This window comes from Methyloversatilis sp. (assembly GCF_030696805.1).
GTDB lineage: Bacteria > Pseudomonadota > Gammaproteobacteria > Burkholderiales > Rhodocyclaceae > Methyloversatilis.
In genome coordinates this window covers 44,163-67,200 of the sequence record NZ_JAUYRO010000092.1, presented here as the reverse complement: position 1 = coordinate 67,200, position 23,038 = coordinate 44,163, and the positions used below count along the sequence as shown (strand labels likewise).

The 23,038-nt window shown below is 64.1% G+C and carries 23 protein-coding genes; 13 read left to right on the top strand and 10 right to left on the bottom strand.

All coding sequences use genetic code 11. The features are described 5' to 3' along the window. Nucleotide 1: 1 nt before the first annotated feature. From Q8R75_RS14600 to Q8R75_RS14580, 5 genes are all read right to left on the bottom strand, one after another. Nucleotides 2-388 (bottom strand): hypothetical protein, encoded by a 387-nt coding sequence (locus tag Q8R75_RS14600; protein ID WP_305613057.1) that lies wholly within the window; start codon nt 386-388, stop codon nt 2-4. Between the two features lies 1 nt (nt 389). Further along, a complete protein-coding gene (locus Q8R75_RS14595; protein ID WP_305613058.1) occupies nt 390-722 on the bottom strand; it encodes a heavy metal-associated domain-containing protein in 333 nt (110 codons plus the stop codon). A gap of 17 nt (nt 723-739) precedes the next feature. Further along, nucleotides 740-1,444, bottom strand: a complete 705-nt coding sequence (locus Q8R75_RS14590) for a hypothetical protein (protein WP_305613061.1) — start codon at nt 1,442-1,444, stop codon at nt 740-742. A 58-nt stretch (nt 1,445-1,502) separates the two neighbouring features. Beyond that, the gene (locus Q8R75_RS14585) at nt 1,503-1,892 is read right to left on the bottom strand and encodes a hypothetical protein (protein WP_305613062.1); all 390 of its coding nucleotides are present in this window, start codon (nt 1,890-1,892) and stop codon (nt 1,503-1,505) included. Between the two features lie 81 nt (nt 1,893-1,973). Continuing rightward, nucleotides 1,974-3,257 (bottom strand): EAL domain-containing protein, encoded by a 1,284-nt coding sequence (locus Q8R75_RS14580; RefSeq protein ID WP_305613063.1) that lies wholly within the window; start codon nt 3,255-3,257, stop codon nt 1,974-1,976. A gap of 198 nt (nt 3,258-3,455) precedes the next feature. Between Q8R75_RS14580 and Q8R75_RS14575 the strand changes: the two genes are divergently transcribed. From Q8R75_RS14575 to Q8R75_RS14560, 4 genes are all read left to right on the top strand, one after another. After that, the gene (locus Q8R75_RS14575) at nt 3,456-4,394 is read left to right on the top strand and encodes an AEC family transporter (protein ID WP_305613066.1); all 939 of its coding nucleotides are present in this window, start codon (nt 3,456-3,458) and stop codon (nt 4,392-4,394) included. A gap of 110 nt (nt 4,395-4,504) precedes the next feature. Next, nucleotides 4,505-5,692 carry an FAD-binding domain-containing protein gene (locus Q8R75_RS14570; RefSeq protein WP_305613068.1) on the top strand — a complete coding sequence of 396 codons (1,188 nt, stop codon included), beginning with the start codon at nt 4,505-4,507 and terminating at the stop codon, nt 5,690-5,692. Nucleotides 5,693-5,697: 5 nt separating this feature from the next. Then, a complete protein-coding gene (locus Q8R75_RS14565; protein ID WP_305613070.1) occupies nt 5,698-6,153 on the top strand; it encodes a DUF3429 domain-containing protein in 456 nt (151 codons plus the stop codon). Between the two features lie 7 nt (nt 6,154-6,160). Beyond that, nucleotides 6,161-7,711, top strand: a complete 1,551-nt coding sequence (locus tag Q8R75_RS14560) for a cryptochrome/deoxyribodipyrimidine photo-lyase family protein (RefSeq protein ID WP_305613071.1) — start codon at nt 6,161-6,163, stop codon at nt 7,709-7,711. Nucleotides 7,712-7,742: 31 nt separating this feature from the next. Here Q8R75_RS14560 and Q8R75_RS14555 read toward each other — a convergent pair whose 3' ends face one another. The 5 genes from Q8R75_RS14555 to Q8R75_RS14535 all read right to left on the bottom strand — a co-directional run bounded on the left by Q8R75_RS14555 (nt 7,743) and on the right by Q8R75_RS14535 (nt 12,889). Beyond that, nucleotides 7,743-8,921, bottom strand: a complete 1,179-nt coding sequence (locus Q8R75_RS14555) for an aminotransferase class I/II-fold pyridoxal phosphate-dependent enzyme (protein ID WP_305613073.1) — start codon at nt 8,919-8,921, stop codon at nt 7,743-7,745. A gap of 321 nt (nt 8,922-9,242) precedes the next feature. Next, nucleotides 9,243-9,722, bottom strand: a complete 480-nt coding sequence (locus Q8R75_RS14550) for a hypothetical protein (RefSeq protein WP_305613074.1) — start codon at nt 9,720-9,722, stop codon at nt 9,243-9,245. 209 nt (nt 9,723-9,931) lie between these two features. Next, entirely contained in the window at nt 9,932-10,825 is an 894-nt protein-coding gene (locus tag Q8R75_RS14545) for an adenylate/guanylate cyclase domain-containing protein (RefSeq protein WP_305613076.1), read from the bottom strand. A 6-nt stretch (nt 10,826-10,831) separates the two neighbouring features. Next, the gene (locus tag Q8R75_RS14540) at nt 10,832-11,827 is read right to left on the bottom strand and encodes an aldolase/citrate lyase family protein (protein WP_305613078.1); all 996 of its coding nucleotides are present in this window, start codon (nt 11,825-11,827) and stop codon (nt 10,832-10,834) included. Nucleotides 11,828-11,896: 69 nt separating this feature from the next. After that, a complete protein-coding gene (locus tag Q8R75_RS14535; protein WP_305613079.1) occupies nt 11,897-12,889 on the bottom strand; it encodes a malate dehydrogenase in 993 nt (330 codons plus the stop codon). Between the two features lie 222 nt (nt 12,890-13,111). Between Q8R75_RS14535 and Q8R75_RS14530 the strand changes: the two genes are divergently transcribed. From Q8R75_RS14530 to odhB, 9 genes are all read left to right on the top strand, one after another. Then, nucleotides 13,112-13,840: a GntR family transcriptional regulator gene (locus Q8R75_RS14530; protein WP_305613081.1), complete on the top strand. Its 729-nt coding sequence runs from the start codon at nt 13,112-13,114 to the stop codon at nt 13,838-13,840. 56 nt (nt 13,841-13,896) lie between these two features. Beyond that, entirely contained in the window at nt 13,897-14,283 is a 387-nt protein-coding gene (gene sdhC, locus Q8R75_RS14525; RefSeq protein WP_257081168.1) for a succinate dehydrogenase, cytochrome b556 subunit, read from the top strand. Then, nucleotides 14,277-14,624, top strand: coding sequence for a succinate dehydrogenase, hydrophobic membrane anchor protein (sdhD, locus tag Q8R75_RS14520; protein WP_257096550.1), 348 nt, complete (start codon nt 14,277-14,279; stop codon nt 14,622-14,624). The genes sdhC and sdhD overlap by 7 nt, the downstream gene beginning before the upstream one ends. After that, on the top strand, nt 14,625-16,412 hold the full coding sequence (gene sdhA / locus Q8R75_RS14515) for a succinate dehydrogenase flavoprotein subunit (RefSeq protein WP_305614850.1): 1,788 nt from the start codon (nt 14,625-14,627) through the stop codon (nt 16,410-16,412). Between the two features lie 10 nt (nt 16,413-16,422). Next, nucleotides 16,423-17,133, top strand: coding sequence for a succinate dehydrogenase iron-sulfur subunit (locus Q8R75_RS14510; protein ID WP_069037594.1), 711 nt, complete (start codon nt 16,423-16,425; stop codon nt 17,131-17,133). A 2-nt stretch (nt 17,134-17,135) separates the two neighbouring features. Next, nucleotides 17,136-17,390, top strand: a complete 255-nt coding sequence (locus tag Q8R75_RS14505; RefSeq protein ID WP_257081172.1) for a succinate dehydrogenase assembly factor 2 — start codon at nt 17,136-17,138, stop codon at nt 17,388-17,390. Between the two features lie 51 nt (nt 17,391-17,441). Next, the gene (gltA, locus tag Q8R75_RS14500; protein WP_305614849.1) at nt 17,442-18,722 is read left to right on the top strand and encodes a citrate synthase; all 1,281 of its coding nucleotides are present in this window, start codon (nt 17,442-17,444) and stop codon (nt 18,720-18,722) included. A 189-nt stretch (nt 18,723-18,911) separates the two neighbouring features. After that, complete coding sequence (locus tag Q8R75_RS14495) at nt 18,912-21,731, top strand: 2-oxoglutarate dehydrogenase E1 component (protein WP_305663777.1); 2,820 nt, start codon at nt 18,912-18,914, stop codon at nt 21,729-21,731. Nucleotides 21,732-21,760: 29 nt separating this feature from the next. Further along, nucleotides 21,761-23,023: a 2-oxoglutarate dehydrogenase complex dihydrolipoyllysine-residue succinyltransferase gene (gene odhB / locus Q8R75_RS14490; protein ID WP_305626826.1), complete on the top strand. Its 1,263-nt coding sequence runs from the start codon at nt 21,761-21,763 to the stop codon at nt 23,021-23,023. The last annotated feature ends 15 nt before the right edge of the window (nt 23,024-23,038 follow it).

Genomic DNA, 23,038 nt, shown 5'->3' with positions numbered 1-23,038 from the left:
GTCAAAGCCACAGCGGCGCCACGAAAGCGAAGAACGCGCCGATCGCGTACAGCGCAACCGATGCGGCGTACACGCCGGCCGACAGCCTGCGCGCCCGCTGACAGGTGCGTGCGGCCACCGGGTCAGCCGGGCAGGGCAGCGAGCGGGCGCGCCACTGCGCAACGCCCGCAAGCAGCAGCGCCAGCGCCGCCCCGCCGAATACCACGGCCTTGTGTTCCGACAGCCAGATGAGCTGCGGTACATGACTGGTCAGCGTGACCAGGCTGGCACCGGCGCCCAGCGTCACCAGCAGCGCCGGCAGCGCACAGCACACCAGGGTCGAGCTGCTGGTCAGCAGCGACAGCCAGCTCGCGCCCAATGTGGCGCGAAGACTTTCAGCCGGCCCCATGTCAGCGCGCCTTCAGTCCGGCGCGCAGGTTGTCCAGCGTGTCGGGCACGCGTTCGATGCTTTTCACCAGATAGCCGGCGTCGGTGATCTGCTTGCGCAGCAGGTCGTCGGCGATGTCCTGCCCGTCCTTGAGACTCAGCGCGACGATCTTGTGCTCCAGACTGACCAGTACGTCATCGGTTGCCGCGTTGGAGCGCAGCTTTTTCTCGATGGCCGAGCCGCAGAAGGCGCAGACCAGTCCGTCGACCTGCATCCGGATGGTCTGGGCCGCCCAGGTCTGGCCGACGGACAGGGCGCACAGCGATAAGGCAGCAGCGAAGGTACGAATATTCATTTGATATCTCCTTGAATTCAAAACAGAAGCATGACGTTTACGAAGCCGTCGCCACGATGCTGGCTGTTGACGCTGACACCGACATCCACCCACCAGCGGCGCTGGAACAGCCGCACCAGCGGGGTGATCTGGGTGGCGTCCGACAGGGTGCTGCGCCGTTCGGCCTGCAGGCCGAACCACAGTGCGATGTCTTCGTAGTCGGCGGCATAGGGCGCCCACAGTGCCTGGGCGGTGGTGACCGCCTGGGTCTGGCTGCCGGCGTGGTACAGGTGGGTGGACAGCCGGGTGTAGATGCGCCGGGTTTCGTAGTCCATCCAGAAACCGCCATGGACGCCGCTGCGACTGCCGCTGTCGGTGCCACCTTCGTCGTAGGCGCTGCCGCGTGCGGCGAGCGGTCCGCCATATATATATGCATTGGCGATGCCGTCCCGGCCGTAGTGGCGATGCACCAGCCAGTTGGCCTGCAGCGTCGTGTAGCGGCGCTCGATGCTTTCGTCGTCCGACAGGTAGCGTGACTGGCCGGCAGCGACCGACAGGTCGGCGCGGAAACCGTGTGCCACTTCGGCCATCTGCGCGTCGGGTGATGCGGTGAACATGAACATCGTGATGTCGCGCGGAATGAAGAATCCCGCGTGCGCCTGGCTGGCGAGCGCACTGAGCGCAAGGGCGGCCAGCGTGCGCGAGCGGAAGTCGCGCGCGGGCGAACCCGATGGATCGAGCATGATGAACTCCTGAACGTTGAACAACGGCTGCGACGCACAGGCGTCGCGATCGGCGTGTTCAGCCGTGTCTGGGCGGACGTTCGGGCGGCAGGGGAGTATGGGATGGCCGGTCAGTGAAAGTATGGGTGCTGACCATATCGATGCCTGCCGTTGCGTGTGCCGTCCCGGTCACCGGCAGCGCGATCGCATGCGCGGCAGCGCATTGAGCACCATTCGGGCAATCGTCGATCGCGTCGGCCGCTTCGTGGCAGTCATGACTGGCCTGGCTGTCGGACATGGCGCCATCCATGGCCGCATCGATATGCATGTCACCCGGCATTGCCGGGCCGGCGAGCGCACAGCGAACCTGACACTGCAGGGCGAACGCCTGCAGCGGCAGCGCACCGACCAGGAGCAGCAGGACATAGGTCCGCAGCCACGGTCGCAACAGGTTGGAGCACGCATTCATCAGCGCGAAATCAGCACGGCAACGTGGATGAAGACAGGCCACGCCTGTGACGGTTCAACCGTGGTGCGGCGTGTCGCTGCGTCAGACCACCTGCGGCCAGTGCAGGTCGCCGCACAGCACGCGCAGTTCGTCGTCCCAGTCGCGGTAGGCGACCGACACGGTCACGCACAGGACGCCGGATGAAATCGACAGATAGGGACGCGTCACCTGCACCTTGCCCAGATTATCGACGGCGCGCCGGAAATAGGGCCGGCGCGACCAGCGTGCGTGGCGGTTGATCGACAGCGCGCGGTACTGGCTTTCTTCCGGGCCGGCGGAATCGACCGGACGCACATTGCGGCCGACCTGACGGCCCTGGTCGTCGAGCAGAAAGCAGCAATCGGCGCGTTCGAGCTGCAGGAAGGCGTGGCAGGCCTCGTGCATCGGCACACCTTCTTCGAGCAGCACGGCGCAACCGCCCATGGCGTGGATGTAGGGGCCGATCAGTTCGCGGTAACGCTGCGCACCGTTGCCGCGCGTGGTGTTGAAGCGGTCCCACAGCGCATTGATCACCGGACTGACTTCGCGCGTATCGACCGGCGCGGCGGCTGGCATGGCGAAATAGAAGCCCTGTACGAAATCGATGTCGGAATCGAACGCGGCCAGCGCCTGCGCTTCGGTCTCGACGCCCTCAAGCAGCACCAGCGAGCCGGCTTCGTGGATCAGGCTGACGATCTGCGGCAGCAGGCGGCGGGCCGACGGGTCTTCCACCGACTTGATCGCGAAGGACCGGTCGAGCTTGACGATTTCGGGTTGCAGCGACCAGATGCGGTCGAAGTTCGAGTGGCCGGCACCGAAGTCGTCGAGCGCAATCATGCAGCCCATCTCGCGCAGGTATTCGACCGTGCGGGCAAAGCCTGCGTGTTCAGACACGGCTTGTTCCATGACTTCGACGACGATGCGGCGTGCATCGATGTTCGGGTGTTCGCACAGTTCGGGCAGGAAGTCGGACAGGTCGCTGTCCGGGCCGCGCCGGAACACTTCCGGATGGATGTTCAGGAACAGCCAGCCGCCGTGCGTATCGTGGGCTGAATGGTTATTCACATGCAGATAGCGACACAACTGGTCGAGGTAGCGCAGGTCTTCATAGCCCGAGGTGCTGGCGAGGACCCGTCCCGGTGCGACCGGGTTGAGGTCGGCGTCGGCCGCGCGCAACAGGCCTTCGTGACCGATGGCGCGACAGTGCGACAGGCTGAAGATGGGCTGGAAGTGACTGGTCAGCTTCAAACCCTTGTATCGCGCCGACACGCCACTGGCGCTGTGGACGATGTCGGCACCGCGGGACGTTTCGGCCTCCGCTACCACTGCTGATGTTGCTTGGGGCATGAAGGACGCTCGAATAGACTGGTTAGTGGGTTCTAACGGCAGTGCACGCGGCACTCTTGAACGCCGGTCGCGCTGTCGGGATCGGCGCCCGCTGCTATCCTGCGCGTCGTTCATCCTTCGCTCGCCGCCCGCCCACGTGTCCGAAGTCCCCCGTTTTCCGCATTCCGCAAGGCGCTCAGGCCGCCGTGCGGCAGTTCCATGAATCCGGCCCTGCAACAGATCCTGCTGGCGGCGCCGCTGTTCGTGCTGGTGTTCGTCGGCTACGCCATCATGAGATGGGGCGGCTGGAACAAGGCCGGCGCCGATGCGCTGGCGAAATTCGTGTTCACGATTGCACTGCCGGCGATGCTGTTTCGCCTGATGAGTGGCTTTGCCGGCCTGCCGCCCGTCGATGCGCGCCTGCTGATCGCTTTCTTCGGTGCCTGCCTGATCGTGTTCGTGATCGGCCGCCTCGTGTCGGCGCGGCTGTTCAGTCTCGACGGCGTGTCGCAGTCGCTGTTTGCGCTGGGAGGCGTGTTTTCCAACAATGTGCTGCTGGGCTTGCCGCTGACGCACACGCTGCTCGGCGAGTCGGCCATGCCGTCGGCGGCGCTTGTGGTGGTGTTCAACGCCCTGATCCTGTGGACCCTGGTCACCGTATCGGTAGAGTGGGCGCGCCACGGTGCGCTGACCCTGGCTGGATTCGGCAAGACGGCGCGCGGTGTGCTGACCAACCCGCTGGTGGCCGCGATTCTCGCCGGCACGCTGTTCGGTTTGAGCGGACTGACGCTGCCCGGGCTGATCGATGAGCCGCTGAAACTACTGGCTGACGCCGCGCTGCCGCTGTCGCTGATTGCGCTTGGCATGGGGCTGGCTGAATTCGGCGTGCGCTCGCACTGGCGACAGAGCGCGTCGATCAGCGTGCTCAAGCTGGGCCTGCATCCGTTGATTGTCTGGGCGCTGGCCGTCGCGCTGGGCCTGCCCGAAACCGAAACGCGCACCGTCGTGCTGCTCGCCTCGCTGTCGGTCGGCGCCAACGTCTATCTGATGTCGCGCCAGTTCCAGGTCATGCAGGGCCCGGTGGCCGGCAGCCTGCTGATGTCGACCGCGCTCGCCGCGGTGACGACGCCGCTGATGCTCGCGCTGGTCAGCCGATAGTCTTCGAGCCGTTTCCTGCCGGCCGTCGTCGGAGTTTGCCCTGCGACCGCGGGATTTTTTGCTGTGTGTTCGGGTCTGTGTCCTTAGCAGCCACTGGTGACCGACACGACATGACAGACTTGTTTTCCGACCCTCACTTTGCCGACGCCACCGGCGGCGTCGGCGATTTTCCGGCGACCGTCGCCGCGGCGCTGGCGCGCATTGATGCGATCCAGCCCCTGACGTACGCCCGTACGCGCAACCATATCGATGGCGCGGTGAGCCGCGTGTCACCCTACCTGACACACGGCTTCGTCGATGTGCCGCAGGTAATCGAGCGTTTGTCGCAGCGCTGTGTGCTGGCGCCGGAAGACAAGATCGTGTTCGAACTCGCGTGGCGCGAGTATTTCCATCACCTGTGGCGGCATTGGGGCGACGATATTTTCGAGTCGCGCCGCCCGCCGCCTGCTGCGCAGTACGCGCCGGCCATGCCGCAGGATGTCGTCCAGGGGCGCACCGGTGTGCCGGTGATCGATCAGGCGGTGCGTACGCTGTATCACACGGGCTATCTGCACAACCACGCGCGGATGTGGCTGGCCAGTTATGTCGTGCATCTGCGCAAGACCGACTGGCGCGCCGGGGCGATGTGGATGTATCGCCATCTGCTCGATGGCGATCTGGCCTCCAACACGCTGTCCTGGCAGTGGGTGGCCGGCACGCTGACCGGCAAGCCCTATCTGTTCAACGCGGAAAACGTCGAGCGCTACGCACCGCAGTGGGCCAGTCGCGATACGGTGCTTGATGCCGGATACGACATCCTCGACCAGCATGCCCGGCACGGCGGCGATTGTGGCCCGCACAGTCTGCGTGCCGAAGCGATCGACGAGCCGCCGGTCGGTGCCGTGCTGGATCCCGACAACTGGTCGATGCCGCAGGATGAAGAAGTGTGGCTGATGCACCCGTGGTCGCTCGGCTGTCCCCCGCAGGGACGGGTGATCGGCTGGATCGAGCCGTCGTTCCACGAGCGCTTCGCGTGGAACGAGGGGCGCTGGCAGTTCGTGCTGGCCCGCATGCGCGAGGCCTGCGACGGCATCGTCGTCGGCGACGCGAAGACCCTGCATCGGCAGCTCGGCGGTGTGCGCCTGATGACCATGCAGACGCACAACCCGGGCTATCGTGAGGCGATCGCCGAAGCGGGCATGCTGGCTGAACCGGTGGCACGGCAGTTCGACGACCCGCCGCGTGCCATGCCGTCGTTTACGCGCTTCTGGCAAAGCGTGGCGCCCAAAGCCGAGGTGGGTCGGCCCTGGCACCGCTGACGCCTGTGACTACCGTTCTGAATCCGCTGGCGCGCGCGCCGGCCCGGGTGCTGGGTCTGGCCGGACTGATCCCGTTCGTCGGCCTGACCGTCGCGATGTATGTCGACGCTGCGCCGCGCGGCTGGGTGGCGCTCGCCCAGCTGGCCTACGCGGCCACCATCGTCAGCTTCATCGGTGCGCTGCACTGGGGGCTTGCGATGCGCGACCCCACGCTCGACCGCACCGCGCTCTGGCAGGCGCTCGGCTGGGGCGTGCTGCCCTCGCTGCTGGCGTGGCTGGCGCTGCTTGTACCGCTGGGTACCGGCTTCTGGCTGCTGTGCGCGGCGGTGCCCGCCTGCTGGTGGATGGACGTGCGACTCGCGCGCGCGCTGACGCTCGAACCCTGGTACCTGCAGCTGCGCACGCTGCTCAGCGTCATCGTCACGATCTGCCTCGCCGCGTCGGCGCTGGCACTGCCCTGAACCGGCAATGCAGGTCGTCTGGTTCAAGCGCGACCTGCGCATCACCGATCACGCGCCGCTGCGCGCGGCGGCGCTGGCCGGCCCGGTGCTCGCCCTGTATGTCTATGAAGATGAACTGCTGGGAGCACCCGACGCTGACGCCCGCCATCTCGGATTCCTGAATGAGGCACTCGACGATCTTGACGCGGCGCTCGAGGGCATCGGCCTGCGTCTGCTTCGATTGCGCGGGGCGCTGCCTGATGTGTTCGATGCGCTGCATCGCCGGCAGCGCATCGATGGCCTGTGGAGCCATGAAGAAACCGGCAATGCGTCAAGCTTTGCCAGAGACCGTGCAGTGGCCGCGTGGTGCCGCGGGCAGGGCGTGGCGTGGCGCGAGTTTCCGAATGGTGCGGTAGTCAGGCGTCTGCGCGATCGCGACGAGTGGTCCGGGCACTGGATGTCGGTCATGCGCCCGGCACCGGCCGGCCCGCCGCCGCGCATCACGCCGGCGCGGGTGGTCGGCATGGTGAGCGTGGTGCCGCCGGATGGCGCGGCGATCGGTTTGCTGACGCGCGATATCGAAAGGCGTCAGCGTGCGGGCAGGGCGCTGGCGCTGAACGAACTCGACCGGTTTCTCGATGAGCGCGTGCTGCGCTACCGGCGCGGCATGTCCAGCCCGCTGTCGGCCGGCGACGATTGTTCGCGCCTGTCGCCGCATCTGGCCCTGGGCATCGTGTCGCTGCGCGAGGTGGTGCATGCGGTGTGGCGTGCGCGTTCCAACTGCCTGGCGCGTGCACACGTTCCGCAGGGGGCGGCGGCGCTGGCCGGGCTCAAGTCATTCGAAAGCCGGCTGCACTGGCACTGTCACTTCATCCAGAAGCTGGAGTCTGAGCCGGACATCGAAACCCGCCCGGTGAATCGTCTTTACGAAGGGCTGCGCGAGACCGACTTTTCGGTGTCGCGCCACGCTGCCTGGTGTCGCGGCGAAACCGGTTACCCCTTCATTGATGCGTGCATGCGCTCGCTCGATGCGACCGGCTGGATCAATTTCCGCATGCGCGCGATGCTGATCGCGTTTTCGTCCTATCAGCTCTGGAACCACTGGCGGGAGCCGGCGTTGCATCTGGCGCGCCTGTTCACCGACTACGAACCCGGCATTCATTACCCGCAGGTGCAGATGCAGTCCGGCGTGACCGGCATCAACACCCTGCGCATCTACAACCCGGTCAAGCAGCAGATCGATCAGGACCCGAAAGGCATTTTTGTGCGCCGCTGGTTGCCCGAACTGGCGCGCGTGCCGCTCGAATTTCTGGCCGAACCCTGGCGCATGACAGCAAACGAGCAGATGCGGGCCGGGTGCCTGATCGGTCACGACTATCCGGCGCCGGTGGTCGAGCACCTCGCTGCTGCCCGCGCGGCGCGCGACGCGGTGTGGGCGGTTCGCCGCCTGCCGGAAGCGGGTGCCGAGGCGCGTCGCGTCTTCGTGCAGCACGGCAGCCGAAACCCCGACAGAGAAGGCGTGAAGCGGCGTCGAAAGGCGAAGGCCGATGACGGCGGTCAGATGGGCTTCGGGTTCTAGGGCGAGTCACGCGCGGGCGTCAGCGTCCTCGCTAAGCGTCGCCCAGCGCCTGCTGCAGATCCGCGATCAGGTCATCGGCGTCTTCGATGCCGATGGACAGCCGCAGCATCGCGTCCGGAATGCCGCGTCGTGCGCGCTCTTGCGGCGTAAGGCCGTGATGGGTGGTGGTGCAGGGCTGGGTGACCAGGCTTTCGACGCCGCCCAGGCTGGGCGCCAGCCTGATCAGGCGCAGGCGGTCGGCGACGCGGGTGGCTTCGCCGCCGTCGCCGCGCACCACGATGCTCAGCATGCCGCCGAAGCCGTCCATCTGCGCCTTTGCAAGCAGGTGGCCGGGCGCGTCCGGCAGGCCGGGGTAGTGCACGCGAGCGATCTTCGGGTGACGCGCCATGGCCTCGGCCACCGCCTGCGCATTGGCGTTGTGCTGACGCACGCGCACGACCAGCGTACGCAGGCTGCGCGACAGCAGCGCGGCGGTTTCCGGCGCCGGCACGGTGCCGAGATTCTTGCGCCAGGCCCACACCGGTTCGAGCAGCGCCTTGCTGCCCATCAGCGCGCCAGCGGTGAGATCGCTGTGACCGCCCAGATATTTGGTCGCGCTGTGCATGACGAGGTCTGCACCCAGTTCCAGCGGACGCTGGTTCACCGGCGAGGCGAAGGTGTTGTCGATGGCGGCCAGCGCGCCGTGCGCATGCGCCTTGCTGGCCATGGCGCGGATATCGACGATGTCCAGCGTCGGATTGGTCGGCGTTTCGAAGAACACCAGCTTCACGCCATCGGCCAGCAGGGCGTCCAGCTTGTCCGGTTCGTTGCCGAGTATGCAATGCGTGCGCAGCCCGAGGCCGGGAAGTTGCTGCTCCAGCAGTTCCAGCGTGCCGCCGTAGGCGTCACCGACGCAGACGATGCCCGCGCGGCCGTGTGTCAGGAACAGCGCGCTCAGCGCCGCCATGCCGGATGAAAACACCCACGCGGCCTCGGCCGATTCCAGGCCTGCGAGGGTCTCTTCGAGCGCGTAGATCGTCGGGTTCAGCCCGTAACGCGTATACAGCCCGCCGCGCGTGCGGCCGTCGATCACGTCGAGCAGGTCGGCCGTCGAATCGAACCCGAAGGTGGTGGTGTTGTAGATCGGCGGGTAGGGGCTGCCGTAGGCGTCGTCGGCGGTGTGGCCGTGGATCGCGCGGGTGGCGAGGCGTGCGTTCTTGTCGCTGGGCATGGGTGGCGGTGCTTGCAGGGTGATGTACCAAGAATACGCCGCCAACGCCGGGGGCGTCGCCCCCGGGGTTTCGCCGGATCAGCACTCGGGGCCGACGCCGTTCGCCAGGCTCGACTCGGGCACGACCTTGCGACCAGCCTTCTCGGTGGCGAGGTGCGGACGAATGCGTGCGTACAGCACGCCCATCTTCACTTCTCGCCAGACGTAGTGAAGCTTGCCTGCGGGCGTGTCGATAGACGAGCTATCGGTAGTCCCGGAAATCGTTGGCAGTGCGTGCTTTCCGGGAGGAACTTCGACGAAGAAACAGGTCCTGGTGTCATGTCAGTAGCGTACAGAAGAGTTCTCCGCAGTCGGTCCAGTCGTGTCCTGCGCGTTCGGATTCTTCTCATCGCGGCGATCAACCGTTACCGACTCACCCATGCGCACCGGAAGATCGTTCGGGTAGTTGTACCCCGTGCCCTTGTTGTGGTCGATGATGGCGCCGATACCACCGCCGAGGATGATGTTGCCCCACATGCCGCCGGCCGAACGGGAGATCGCGCGCAGGAATCCGTCGCTCATGCCTTCCTTCTTGCATTCCACATTGAGGTCTTCGGCCGAGCGGCGAACCATGACGTTGCCGGGTGCCGTGGCGGTCCAGCTGCCCTTGTCGTTCTTCAGCGTGCACCGGGTCTGTTCGACCCTGTCGCCGTTCGAGGTGAGCGTATTGAGTGTGACGGACTGCATTTCATTGGATGTGATCGTGGCGCAGCCACCGAACAGCAATGTGCTCAGAAGCAGCGCGGGGAGGGACGTCTTCAAGGGGGAATCCTCATGATGAAGTGCCCCGCCGGTTGTGAAATACGACTTTAGTTATATGCAAAAAGAATTGAATCTTGCGGGGCGCGCGGACTATAGACGTTGAATCGCAATGTCATCGACTGATGACAAAAATTCACGATTGAAAGACTGCGGTCCGCACCGTGTGCGGACAGGCCTGAAGGGGTGGAAAGAGGGGGCGGGAGCGGCGATCAGCCCAGGCAGAAGAACTCGACCACGTCGCTCGCCGCGCTGCGCGGCGAGCCGAAGGCCAGCCAGCCGTGGCCGTCGATGATCACTTCTTCGCGGGTGAGCGCGAATTCCTGCCGGCCTTCGATGGTGACGAAGGTGCCGTTGCTCGAGCGGTCGGTCAGCACGAATCGGTCGCGCCGGAATTCGAGGTCGCAGTGCTGGCGCGAAGCGCGCGCGTCCTTGATGCCGATGTCGACATCGATGTCGCGCCCCATGCGCAGCCGCGGATGTTCATCGCCGAGCAGCCAGACGCGGCCGCCGTGATAGACACGCATTTCGACCCGGCCGCTGCTCATCGTCAGACCGCCGATGTGGGTGACGTGGTCGGAATGTTCGCAGCGCAGTTCGCACAGTTCGACCGAGCGTGCGACACCCTTGACCACGCGCGGCGGCATCGGGCGGATCTTCGGCTGCCAGTGTTCGCTCAGCCGCACCGCGGCTTCGGTCGACACGATGGCACGGCCGTGGCTGGCCAGCTCCGACAGTCGCGCTGCGATGTTCACCGACTCGCCAAAGATGTCGTTGCCCGACTCGACCACCGGACCGAAGTGGAAGCCGGTGCGCACGCCAAGTGAAAAGTGCTTGGCGAGCGGCAGACCGTCGATGTCGCGATGGATGGCCAGCGTGGTTTCAGCCGCGTGGTCGCAGGCCCGGAACACCGCCAGCAGGCCGTCGCCGGTCATCTTGATCACGGTGCCCGAACTGCCGATCACCGAATCGCACATGGTGCGCAGACAGCGGTCGATCAGCGCAAACGCTGCGGTGTCGCCCATTCGTTCGTAGAGCTGCGTGCTGCCGACCAGATCGGCAAACAGCACGGCACATTCACGGGTACGGGGCGGACTGGTCGGCATGTCGGATCAGAAAAAACGTTGTCGCACCGCATCCGGCAAGGCCATGCCGGTGGCGTGGGCACGCGCCAGCAGTTCCCAGTAATAACGGTAGGATGCACGATCGTGCAGCGTGTCGCGGTGGCGTGTCGGGCCCCAGCTGGCATCCTGCGCCGCACACAGGATGTCTATGGCGTCTTCGACTTCGCTGAAATCCGGTCGCATGGCGCTCAGGATAGGCTCGATCTGGTTCGGATGGATGCTCCACATCCGCATGAAGCCGAAATCGTGGCGCGCCCGTTCGGCGTCGCGCCGGATGTATTCGATGTCGCGGATTTCGGTGGTGACGTTGTGCGTAGGCACCACGCCGCACCCATGCGCCGCAGCAGCGATTTCGCACTTGGCCCGCACGATGATCGGGTGTTCGAACTGCTTCGGGCTCTTCATCGCGTCGCCCGGCAGTGCGCCATGATGGGCGCTGACGAAATCCATCAGCCCGAGATCGAGCGATTCGACGCGGTCGAGGCGTGCGATGTCCCACACCTCGCGCAGCGCACCGTGGCTTTCGATCAGCACATGCACCGGAATGTCGCGCTTCACCCCGGCCAGTGTTTCGCAGGTGCGCAGCCAGTCGAGCTGCGTACGCACATCGTCGGCGGAGCGCGCCTTGGGCAAGGTGATGAAAGCGAGGCGGTCGCCGGCTTCGCCGACCAGAACATCCATGTCGGCTTTCCACTGCGCATGCGTGACATCGTGGATGCGCACGCCGATTCGCCCGTACAGATTGTCGGCATCATTGATGATGGACGCGCACAGCAGGCGGTGTGCATCTTCGTTGCCGGCGGCGGCACCGTCTTCGCAGTCGCAGGTGAGGTCGAACACCGGGCCCCGTTCGCCCTGCAGCGCGAGCGCCTTGCGCATCAGCTTTTCCGAGCCGGCGTAGTGGTCGACGGCCGGGAGGATGGGGAAAGCCCGCTCGCCCTGATAGAGAACGTTGCGTGGATGAACCGGCGCGGCTGGAGTCATGCGGGATGTCCGGGCAACAAAAAAGCGGCCACGTTACCGGGCCGCTTCTTCTGTTTCAAGCTTGACGGATCAGAGCAGGTCGGCGACGCCGGCGCGCTCCTCTTCCAGTTCGGCCAGTGTCTTGGCCACATAGGGCTTCGAGAACTCGTCGATTTCCAGGCCCTTGACGATGCTGTACTCGCCATTGGCGCAGATGCACGGGAAGCCGAAGATCAGGCCTTCCGGAATGCCGTACGAACCATCCGACGGCACACCCATCGTTACCCAGTCACCATCCGAACCCAGATGCCAGTTGCGCATGTGGTCGATGGCCGCATTGGCGGCCGAGGCAGCCGACGACAGGCCGCGCGCCTCGATGATGGCGGCGCCGCGCTTGCCGACGGTCGGCAGGAAGGTCTTGGCATTCCACTCCTGATCGTTCACCAGCTGGGCCACGCTGTCGCCGTTCGACGTGGCGAAACGGTAGTCGGCGTACATCGTCGGGCTGTGGTTGCCCCACACGGCCATCTTGCGGAAAGACGCCACCGGCCGGTTCAGCCTGGTCGCCAACTGCGACAGCGCGCGGTTGTGGTCCAGACGCAGCATGGCGGTGAAATTCTTCGCCGGTACGCGGCCGCCGGACTTGGCAGCCGTCTTCAGGGCGATGTAGGCGTTGGTGTTGCAGGGGTTGCCGACGACCAGGATCTTGCAGGTCGGGGCAGCGTGCGCGCCGATTGCAGCACCTTGCACGGTGAAGATCTTTGCATTCTCGGTCAGCAGGTCCTTGCGTTCCATGCCGGGGCCGCGCGGGCGTGCGCCGACGAGCAGCGCGAAATCGGCGTCCTTGAACGCGACGTTCGGGTCGTCGGTGGCGACCATGCCGGCGAGCAGCGGAAACGCGCAGTCGTCCAGTTCCATCATCACGCCGGTCAGCGCCTTCTGGGCCTGCGGCAGGTCGAGCAGTTGAAGGATGACCGGCTGGTCCTTGCCCAGCATTTCGCCGCTGGCAATACGGAACAGCAGGGCATAACCGATTTGACCGGCGGCGCCGGTCACCGCGACGCGGAGGGGCGTCTTTGACATGTGAGTCTCCTGGATGAGGATGGGAGTGGTGCGTAAAAGTGCGTTGTGCGCGGCAGGATTATGGCCGACCTGCAGTGTTTTGACACACAGCACAAAACAGACTTGTCGGAGCGAAACATGCCGGAGTTTCCCGGCGCCTGTCAGCACGGGAGCAATTTATATCATATATAAGACATGAGACAGCTTGTAGACGTGATGGGATTTCTGTGCTGAAATTGTTGCATGGCACAGGAATCCCCAACGTTCAGTCCGCTGTATCGCCAGATACGAGTGCTGCTGACCCAGGCGCTGCAGAGCGGCGAATGGCGTCCGGGTGAATCGATACCGAGCGAAACCGAACTGGCGCAGCGTTTCAGCGTGAGTCAGGGGACGGTGCGCAAGGCCATCGACGAGATGGCGGCGGACAACCTGCTGGTGCGCAAACAGGGCAAGGGCACCTTTGTTGCGACGCATCACGATCCGCGCGCCTTCTTCCGTTTTCTGCGTCTTGCTCCGATCAACGGCAGCATCGAAACATCGCAGAGCGTGCCGCTCGAATGCTGGCGGGCCCGCGCGGGCCAGGAGGTGGCCCGCACACTCAACGTCGAGGTGGGTTCGCAGATCATCATTGTGCGCCGTCTGCTCAAGTTCGCCGGCAAGCCGGTCGTGATAGACGAAATCTATCTGCGCGGAGACCTGTTCCCCGGGCTCAACCTTGATGTGCTCAAGGAACACCAGGGCTCCCTGTACTCCTTTTTCGAAACACGCTTTGGCGTACGCATGGTGCGCGCCGAAGAGCGCCTGCGCGCAGTACCGGCAGATCGCCAGAGCGCCGAATACCTCGAGGTGCAGGAAAACACGCCGCTGCTGTCGGTCGAGCGTGTCGCCTATACCTACGATGACGAACCGGTCGAATGGCGGCGTGGCCTGTGCTCCACCGCTGATCACTACTACCTGAACACCCTGAGTTAGCAGGGCCGGCGCAATCCAGTTTCCTGCCACACGATCATTCTAGGAGAGCGAGCCAGATGGCCAATACAGCCAGCAAGACCCGACCGAAACACCTGCAGCTGACTGCAATACGGCTGCCGATCCCGGGCATCGTGTCCATCCTGCACCGGGTCAGTGGTGCCGGGCTCTTTCTCTGTCTGCCGTTGTTGCTGTGGTTGTTCGCCGCCAGCCTCGGCTCGCCGGAAACCTTCGATACCTTCAGCGCGGTAGTGGGCCATCCGCTTGCGAAGCTCCTTCTACTGGGCCTGATGTGGGCCTATCTGCACCACTTCTGCGCCGGCATACGCTTCCTGCTGCTCGACATGCACCAGGGACTGGAACTGGCTGCCGCGCGCAAGAGTTCGGTTGCCGTGCTGGTCGTGAGCTTGACGCTTACCGTGATTCTGGGGGTGAAACTGTGGTGACTCGGGTTGTTGTCGGTGCCCATTACGGGCTGAAGGACTGGCTGGGCCAGCGCATCACTGCGGTCGTGATGGCGGTGTACACGCTGATTTTCGCGGTCGGCGTTCTTTTCATGGGCGAATTGAACTACGACAACTGGCGTGGTCTGTTCGCGGGTGGGTTCATGCGTTTCGCGACCTTCCTGTTCTTTGCGTCGCTGATGTACCACGCCTGGGTCGGCGTGCGCGACATCTACATGGACTACATCAAGCCCACCAGCGTGCGCCTCGTGCTGCATGCGGTGACCCTGCTGTTGCTGATCGGCTATCTGGGCTGGGCAGCGCAAGTTTTGTGGAGACTGTAAGTGAGCGTACCCATTCGCAAGTTTGATGCAGTCATTGTCGGTGCCGGTGGTGCAGGTCTGCGTGCCGCGATCCAGTTGTCGGAAGCCGGTCTGCGCACAGCAGTTCTGTCCAAGGTATTTCCGACCCGGTCACATACCGTTGCGGCACAGGGTGGTGTTGCAGCTTCCCTCGGCAATTCGGAAGAGGATCACTGGCACTGGCACATGTATGACACGATCAAGGGTTCCGACTGGCTCGGCGACCAGGATGCGATCGAATTCATGTGTCGCAAGGCGAACGAAGTCGTCATCGAGCTGGAACACTACGGTATGCCGTTCGACCGGACGGACAGCGGCAAGATCTATCAGCGCCCGTTTGGCGGTCACATGTCGAACTTCGGCGAAAAGCCGGTACGCCGCTCCTGTGCGGCCGCCGACCGCACCGGTCACGCGATGCTGCACGCGATGTATCAGCGAAACGTCAAGGCCAACACCCAGTTCTTCATCGAATGGATGGCGCTCGACCTTATCCGCGACGATGCGGGTGACGTGGTCGGTGTGACCGCGATGGAAATGGAGTCGGGCGAGGTCTACATCTTTCACGCCAAGGCGGTGCTGTTCGCCACGGGCGGCGCCGGCCGAATTTACTACAGCTCGACCAATGCCTTCATCAACACGGGCGATGGTGCAGGCATGGCGGCACGCGCCGGCGTGCCGCTGGAAGACATGGAGTTCTGGCAGTTCCACCCGACCGGGGTGGCCGGCGCCGGTGTGCTGATCACGGAAGGGGTGCGCGGTGAGGGCGGCATCCTGCGCAATGCCGATGGCGAGCGATTCATGGAGCGCTACGCGCCGAATGCCAAGGATCTGGCGTCGCGTGACGTGGTGTCACGCGCCATGGTGACCGAAATCAACGAAGGTCGCGGCTGTGGTCCGAACAAGGACCATGTGATGCTGGACATCACTCACCTCGACCCGGCGACCATCATGAAGCGCCTGCCGGGCATCCGCGAAATCGGCATCCAGTTTGCCGGTGTCGACGCGATCAAGGAACCGCTGCCGGTGGTGCCGACCTGTCATTACCAGATGGGTGGCATTCCGACCAATTACCACGGCGAAGTCGTCATGCCGAAGAACGGCAACCCGAGCGAGCCGGTGCCCGGCTTCTACGCAGCAGGAGAGTGTGCCTGCGCGTCGGTGCATGGTGCCAATCGCCTCGGCACGAATTCGTTGCTCGACCTGCTGGTGTTCGGCAAGTCTTCCGGCGAGTCGATGGTCGAATTCATCAAGACGCAACCGGCGGCGCACAAGCCCTTGCCCGCCAACGCGGCCGATTACTCGCTGTCGCGCCTGAACCGGCTTGAAACGCAGACCGGTGGCACCGCGGTCGGCGCGACCCGGCTGGCAATGCAGCGCACGATGCAGGCCCACTGCGGCGTGTTCCGCTTCAAGCACATGCTGGAAGAAGGTGTCAGCAAGATCACCGAGATCGAGCAGCAGGTTGCCAGCACCGAGATCAAGGACAAGTCCAAGGTATTCAATACCGCGCGTCTCGAAGCACTCGAGCTGGACAACCTGATCGAAGTCGCCAAGGCGACCATGGTGTCGGCCAATGCGCGTACCGAATCGCGCGGTGCCCACGTGCGTGACGACGCGATCGACAGCCCGGAGTTTCCGGACGGCCGCGATGACGCCAACTGGCTCAAGCACACGCTGTGGTACCGCGAAGGCAACAAGCTCGACTACAAGCCGGTGAACATGAAGCCGCTGACCGTTGACACCATCGCGCTGAAGAAGCGCGCTTACTGAGGATCACAGCATGACCGCCCGTACTGTCGAATTCAGTATTTACCGCTACGACCCGGACCGCGACGAAAAGCCCTACATGCAGTCGATCTCGCTCGAGCTCGACGGCACCGAACGCAAGCTGCTTGATGCGCTGACCAAACTCAAGGATGTGGACGACACGCTGTCGTTCCGCCGTTCGTGCCGCGAAGGCGTGTGCGGCTCGGACGCCATGAACATCAACGGCAAGAACGGTCTCGCCTGTCTGACCGACATGGATTCGATCGCTACGCCCATCGTGCTGCGCCCGCTGCCGGGCCTGCCGGTGGTACGCGACCTGATCGTCGACATGACCCAGTTCTTCAAGCAGTACCACTCGATCAAACCCTACCTGATCAATCCGGAGCACCCGCCCGAGCGCGAGCGCCTGCAGTCGCCGGAAGATCGCGAGGAGCTGAACGGCCTGTACGAGTGCATCCTGTGCGCGTGCTGCTCGACATCCTGCCCGTCCTTCTGGTGGAATCCGGACAAGTTCGTCGGTCCGGCCGGCCTGCTTGCCGCCTACCGCTTCATCGCCGATACGCGCGACCAGGCGACCAGCGAGAGGCTGGACAATCTTGAAGATCCGTACCGACTGTTCCGATGCCATACCATCATGAATTGCGTCGATGTATGCCCGAAGGGATTGAACCCGACGCGCGCCATCGGCAAGATCAAGGACATGATGGTCCGCCGGGCCGTCTGAGCATGGACAGCGCGAACGATCAGCAGGTCAGCCCCGGTCGACTGCTCTGGCATTGCCGACGCGGTTTGCTCGAGCTCGACCTGATCCTGCAGCGCTTCATCGAGCATCATCTTGAAAGCTTGACTACAGACCAGAGGGCAGAGTTGTTCGAACTGCTCCATTACGACGACATCACCTTGTTGGCGATTGTCAGCGGACGCGAGCAGTGCGAGGAGACGCGTCTGAAGGGGATGGTTGACCTGTTGCGTGCAGCGTGAGAGCGCAACGGAGTCGATCCGGGCCATTTTGAGGAAGTGAAGAGGTTAGACATGACAAATCAACGCACTGCTACGCTGACCATCGAAGGTCAGACCACCGAGTTCCCGATCATGAGCGGCGTCGCTGGCGCTGATGTGGTGGATATCCGTTCGATGTATGCCAAGACCGGCATGTTCACGTATGACACCGGTTACCTCTCCACCGCCAGTTGCAAGTCGACCATTACCTACATCGATGGCGACAAGGGCGAGCTGTGGTATCGCGGCTACCCGATCGAACAGCTGGCCGAGCACTGCGACTTCCTCGACGTGTGTTATCTGCTCAAGAACAGCGAGCTGCCCAACGTCGAAGAAAAGACCGAGTACGTCAATCAGATCAAGCGTCACACGCTGCTGCACGAACAGCTGGCCCGCTTCTATGCCGGCTTCCGCCGCGACGCCCACCCGATGGCCATCATGGCCGGCGTGGTCGGCGCGCTGTCCGCCTTCTACCATGACGGCATGGACATTTCCGATCAGGCGCATCGCGACATTTCGATCAACCGCCTGATCGCCAAGATGCCGACGATCGCCGCCATGGCCTACAAGTACTCGGTCGGCCAGCCCTTCATGTACCCGCGCAACGACCTGTGCTATGCCGGCAACTTCATGTACATGATGTTCGGCACACCGTGCGAGGAGTACAAGCCGAATCCGGTGCTGGTCAAGGCGCTCGACCGCATCTTCACGCTGCACGCCGATCACGAGCAGAACGCATCGACCTCGACTGTGCGTCTGGCCGGTTCGTCCGGCGCCAACCCGTACGCCGTCATCGCCGCTGGCATCGCCTGCCTGTGGGGCCCGGCGCATGGTGGTGCGAACGAAGCCTGCCTGCAGATGCTGGAAGAAATCGGTGATGTGTCGCGCGTGCCCGAATTCATTGCGCGCGCCAAGGACAAGAACGACAGCTTCAAGCTGATGGGCTTCGGACACCGCGTGTACAAGAACTTCGATCCGCGCGCCAAGTTGATGCGCCAGACCTGTCACGAAGTGCTCACCGAACTCGGCCTGCAGAACGACCGCCTGTTCAAGCTGGCGATGGAACTGGAACGCATCGCACTGGAAGACGAGTACTTCATCGAAAAGAAGCTGTACCCGAACGTCGACTTCTATTCGGGCATCGTGCAGAAGGCGCTCGGCATCCCGACTTCGATGTTCACCTGCATCTTCGCGCTGGCCCGCACGGTCGGCTGGATTACGCAGTGGAACGAAATGATCACCGATCCGGAATACAAGATCGGTCGTCCGCGCCAGCTCTACGTCGGCCCGGCACGACGCGACATCAAGCCCTGATCGGGGTTCGCAGCGCAACATACCCTGCGGTCATGCGGAGACCGCAGGGGAAACATAAGCAACCGCATGCAGCAGGCCTTCTCGAAGCCCACGAGACGCGAGGGTCCGGAGCACGACAGGTGCGCCTTGATCCGACCGCGTGGGCATCGCCATAACAAGCCCGGGCAACCCCGGGCGGGGGAGCGAGTCATGATGCAGATGTTGAGTCATTCCTACCTCTTCGGGGGCAATGCGCCCTTCGTCGAGGAGTTGTACGAGTCCTATCTTGCCAATCCGGGTTCCGTACCGGACGCCTGGCGCAGCTACTTCGAATCGCTTCAACATCTGCCAGGCGCCGCTGCCGATGTGGCGCATGCGCCGGTCGTCGCATCGTTTGCCGAACTGGCCAAGCGCGGTCCGACCCGCTCTGCTGGCCCGGCCGCCGACGACAAGCGTCAGGTCGGCGTGCTGCAGATGATCAATGCCTACCGCTTCCTCGGTAACCGCTGGGCACAGCTCGACCCGCTCAAGCGCGCCGAACGGCCAGATATTTCCGAACTGGAGCCGTCGCATTACGGCTTCACCGAAGCCGATCTTGGCGACGTATTCAGCACCGGCTCGTTCCGCTTCCCGCCGGATGACCGCGCCAGCCTGCGCGAAATTCTTGAAGCGGTGCGTCAGGTGTATTGCGGCAGCGTCGGGGCCGAATACATGTACATGACCGACATCGCCCACAAGCGCTGGATCCAGGCGCGGCTGGAACCGATGCGCGGCAACTACGGCTACTCGGTCGAGGACCGCAAGCGCTTCCTGGAACGCGTGACGGCGGCCGAAACGATGGAGCGCTACCTGCATACCAAGTATGTGGGCCAGAAGCGCTTCTCGCTCGAAGGCGGCGAATCGACCATCGTTGCCATGGACGAACTGGTGCGTGTGGCCGCCACCCAGGGCGCGCAGGAGATTGTCATCGGCATGGCGCATCGGGGCCGGCTGAACGTGCTGGTGAATACGCTGGGCAAGGCGCCGTCGATGCTGTTTTCGGAATTCGAGGGCAAGGCGGCGTCCGACCTGTCGGCCGGTGACGTCAAGTACCACATGGGTTTCTCGTCCGACGTGAATACGCCGTCCGGCCCGGTGCACCTGACGCTGGCGTTCAACCCGTCGCACCTGGAAATCGTCAATCCGGTGGTGGTCGGTTCGGTGTACGCCCGCCAGCGTCGCCGCGGTGACAAGAGCGGCACCCAGGTCATTCCGGTCATCCTGCACGGTGACGCGGCCGTGGCCGGCCAGGGCGTCAATCAGGAAATGCTGAATTTCTCGCAGACGCGCGGCTACGGCGTAGGCGGCACGGTGCACATCATCGTGAACAACCAGATCGGCTTCACCACCTCCGATCCGCGTGACTACCGTTCATCGCTGTATTGCACCGACATCTTCAAGATGGTCGAAGCGCCGATTTTCCACGTCAATGGCGACGACCCGGAGGCAGTCGCCTACGTGACGCGCATGGCGATGGAATTCCGCGCCGAATTCAAGAAGGATGTGGTGATCGACATCATCTGCTACCGCAAGCTCGGCCACAACGAGCAGGACGAGCCGATGGTGACCCAGCCGCTGATGTACAAGAAGATCACGGCGCACCCGGGTACGCGCAAGATATACGCCGACCGGCTCGTTTCGCAGGCGGTGATCGGCGAGCAGGAGCCGGAGCAGATGATCGCCGACTACCGCGCCGCGCTGGACGAAGGGCGGCTGGCGCAGGACCCGGTGCTGACCAATCATCAGCGCCGCTTCGCGGTGGACTGGACGCCGTTCCTGAAGCAGCCCTACACCGACGAGTGCGACACGCGCGTGCCGAAGGACGAACTTGCACGCCTCGGCAAGCGTCTGACTACCGTACCGGACGGTTTTGCGTTGCATTCGCGGGTGCAGAAGATCATCGACGATCGCGCTGCCATGGCGCAGGGCAGCCAGCCGGTCGACTGGGGCATGGGGGAGAACCTCGCCTACGCCACCCTGCTGGTAGAAGGTTATGGCGTGCGCGTATCCGGCGAAGACGTGGGCCGCGGCACCTTCTTCCACCGCCATGCCGTGCTGCACGACCAGAAGCGCGAAAAGTGGGACAGCGGCAACTACATGCCGCTGCAGCACCTGCAGGAAGACCAGGCGCCTTGCGTGGTGATCGACTCGGTGTTGTCGGAAGAAGCCGTGCTGGCTTTCGACTATGGCTACGCGACGACCGAACCGAACGAACTGGTTGTGTGGGAAGCGCAGTTCGGCGACTTCGCCAACGGTGCGCAGGTCGTGTTCGACCAGTTCATTGCATCGGGCGAAGCGAAGTGGGGTCGCCTGTGCGGGCTCGCGATGATGCTGCCGCACGGCTTCGAAGGTCAGGGTCCGGAGCATTCGTCGGCGCGTATCGAGCGCTACATGCAGCTGTCGGCTGAAAACAACTGGCAGGTGACGATTCCGAGCACGCCAGCGCAGATATTCCATCTGCTGCGTCGCCAGATGCTGCGCAAGGTGCGCAAGCCACTGGTCATCATCACGCCGAAGTCGCTGCTGCGTCACAAGGACGCCGTATCGTCGCTCGACGAACTGGCCAACGGCCGCTTCCAGCCGGTCATTCCGGAAGTCGATGCGCTGGACGACAAGAAGGTCGAGCGCATCATCATGTGCAGCGGCAAGATCTACTACGAACTTCTGGCGCATCGTCGTGCGAACGACATCAAGAACGTCGCCATCGTACGGCTTGAACAGCCCTATCCCTTCCCGTCGTCGGAGGTGACCGCGCAGGTCGCACGCTATCCGAAGGCGAAGGGCATCACCTGGGTACAGGAAGAGCCGCGCAACCAGGGTATGTGGTACTGGCTCATTTCGCGCCAGCACCTGGGCAAGGCAGTGGGCGACATGAAGCTGGAACTGGTATCTCGGCCGGCGGCGGCTTCGCCGGCGGTCGGCTATGCCGCCAAGCACCAGGCACAGCAGAAGGCGGTCATCGAAGCAGCGTTCGCAGGAGTGGGGCGCTAAAGACGCCCCCGACAGGGAGACAGGATCAAATGCTTATCGAAGTGAAGGTTCCGCAGCTGTCCGAATCGGTGGCCGAAGCCACCCTGGTCAGCTGGCACAAACAGGTGGGCGAAGCGGTCGCCCGTGATGAAAACCTGATCGACATCGAAACCGACAAGGTGGTGCTGGAAACCCCGGCGCCGGACGCTGGCGTACTGGTTGCCATCATCAAGCAGAACGGCGCCCTCGTTGCCAGCGGCGAGCTGATCGCGCAGATCGACACCGAAGGCAAGGCAGCTGCGGTGGCACCGGCTGCTGCGGCAGCGCCTGCGCCAGCTCCCGCCGCCGCCGTGGTGGCAACCGCCAGCGCGTCCTCGTCGGCGCCGGCCAGCCCGGCCGCACGCAAGATCATGGACGAACGTGGTCTGGCGGGCGGTGATGTGCAGGGCACCGGTCGCGGTGGCCGCATCACCAAGCCGGATGCCGTCGGTGCGGCAGTGCCCGCAGCCGCACCGGCACCCGCCGCGCCGCGCGCCGCTGCTGCGCCGGCACCGGCTGCCGCGGCACTGCCGCAGCCGCCGGTTCCGGTCCGGCTCGAAGAGCTGCTGGCCGACCGGCCGCAGCAGCGCGTGCCGATGTCGCGCCTGCGCGCCCGCGTCGCCGAGCGCCTGCTGCAGTCGCAGTCGCAGAACGCCATCCTGACCACGTTCAACGAAGTGAACATGCAGCCGGTCATGGAGCTGCGCAAGAAGTACGCCGAGAAGTTCGAGAAGACGCATGGCGTCAAGCTTGGCTTCATGTCGTTCTTCGTGAAGGCTGCGCTGCAGGCGCTGCGCAAGTTCCCGCTGCTGAACGCGTCGATCGACGGCAATGACATCGTCTATCACGGCTTCTTCGATATCGGCATCGCCGTCGGCAGCCCGCGTGGTCTGGTCGTGCCCATCCTGCGCGACGCCGACCAGATGAGCTTTGCCGACATCGAAATGAAGATCGCCGAATTCGGCCAGAAGGCCAAGGACGGCAAGCTGTCGATGGAAGAACTGACCGGCGGCACGTTCTCGATCTCCAACGGCGGCGTGTTCGGCTCGATGCTGTCGACGCCCATCATCAACCCGCCGCAGTCGGCCATCCTGGGCGTGCATGCGACCAAGGACCGGCCGGTGGCCGAAAACGGCCAGGTGGTGATCCGCCCGATCAACTATCTCGCCATGTCCTACGACCACCGCATCATCGACGGTCGCGAGGCGGTGCTCGGCTTGGTGACGATGAAGGAAGCGCTGGAAGATCCGGCCCGCCTGCTGTTTGACGTGTGAACCCGATTCAAGGCT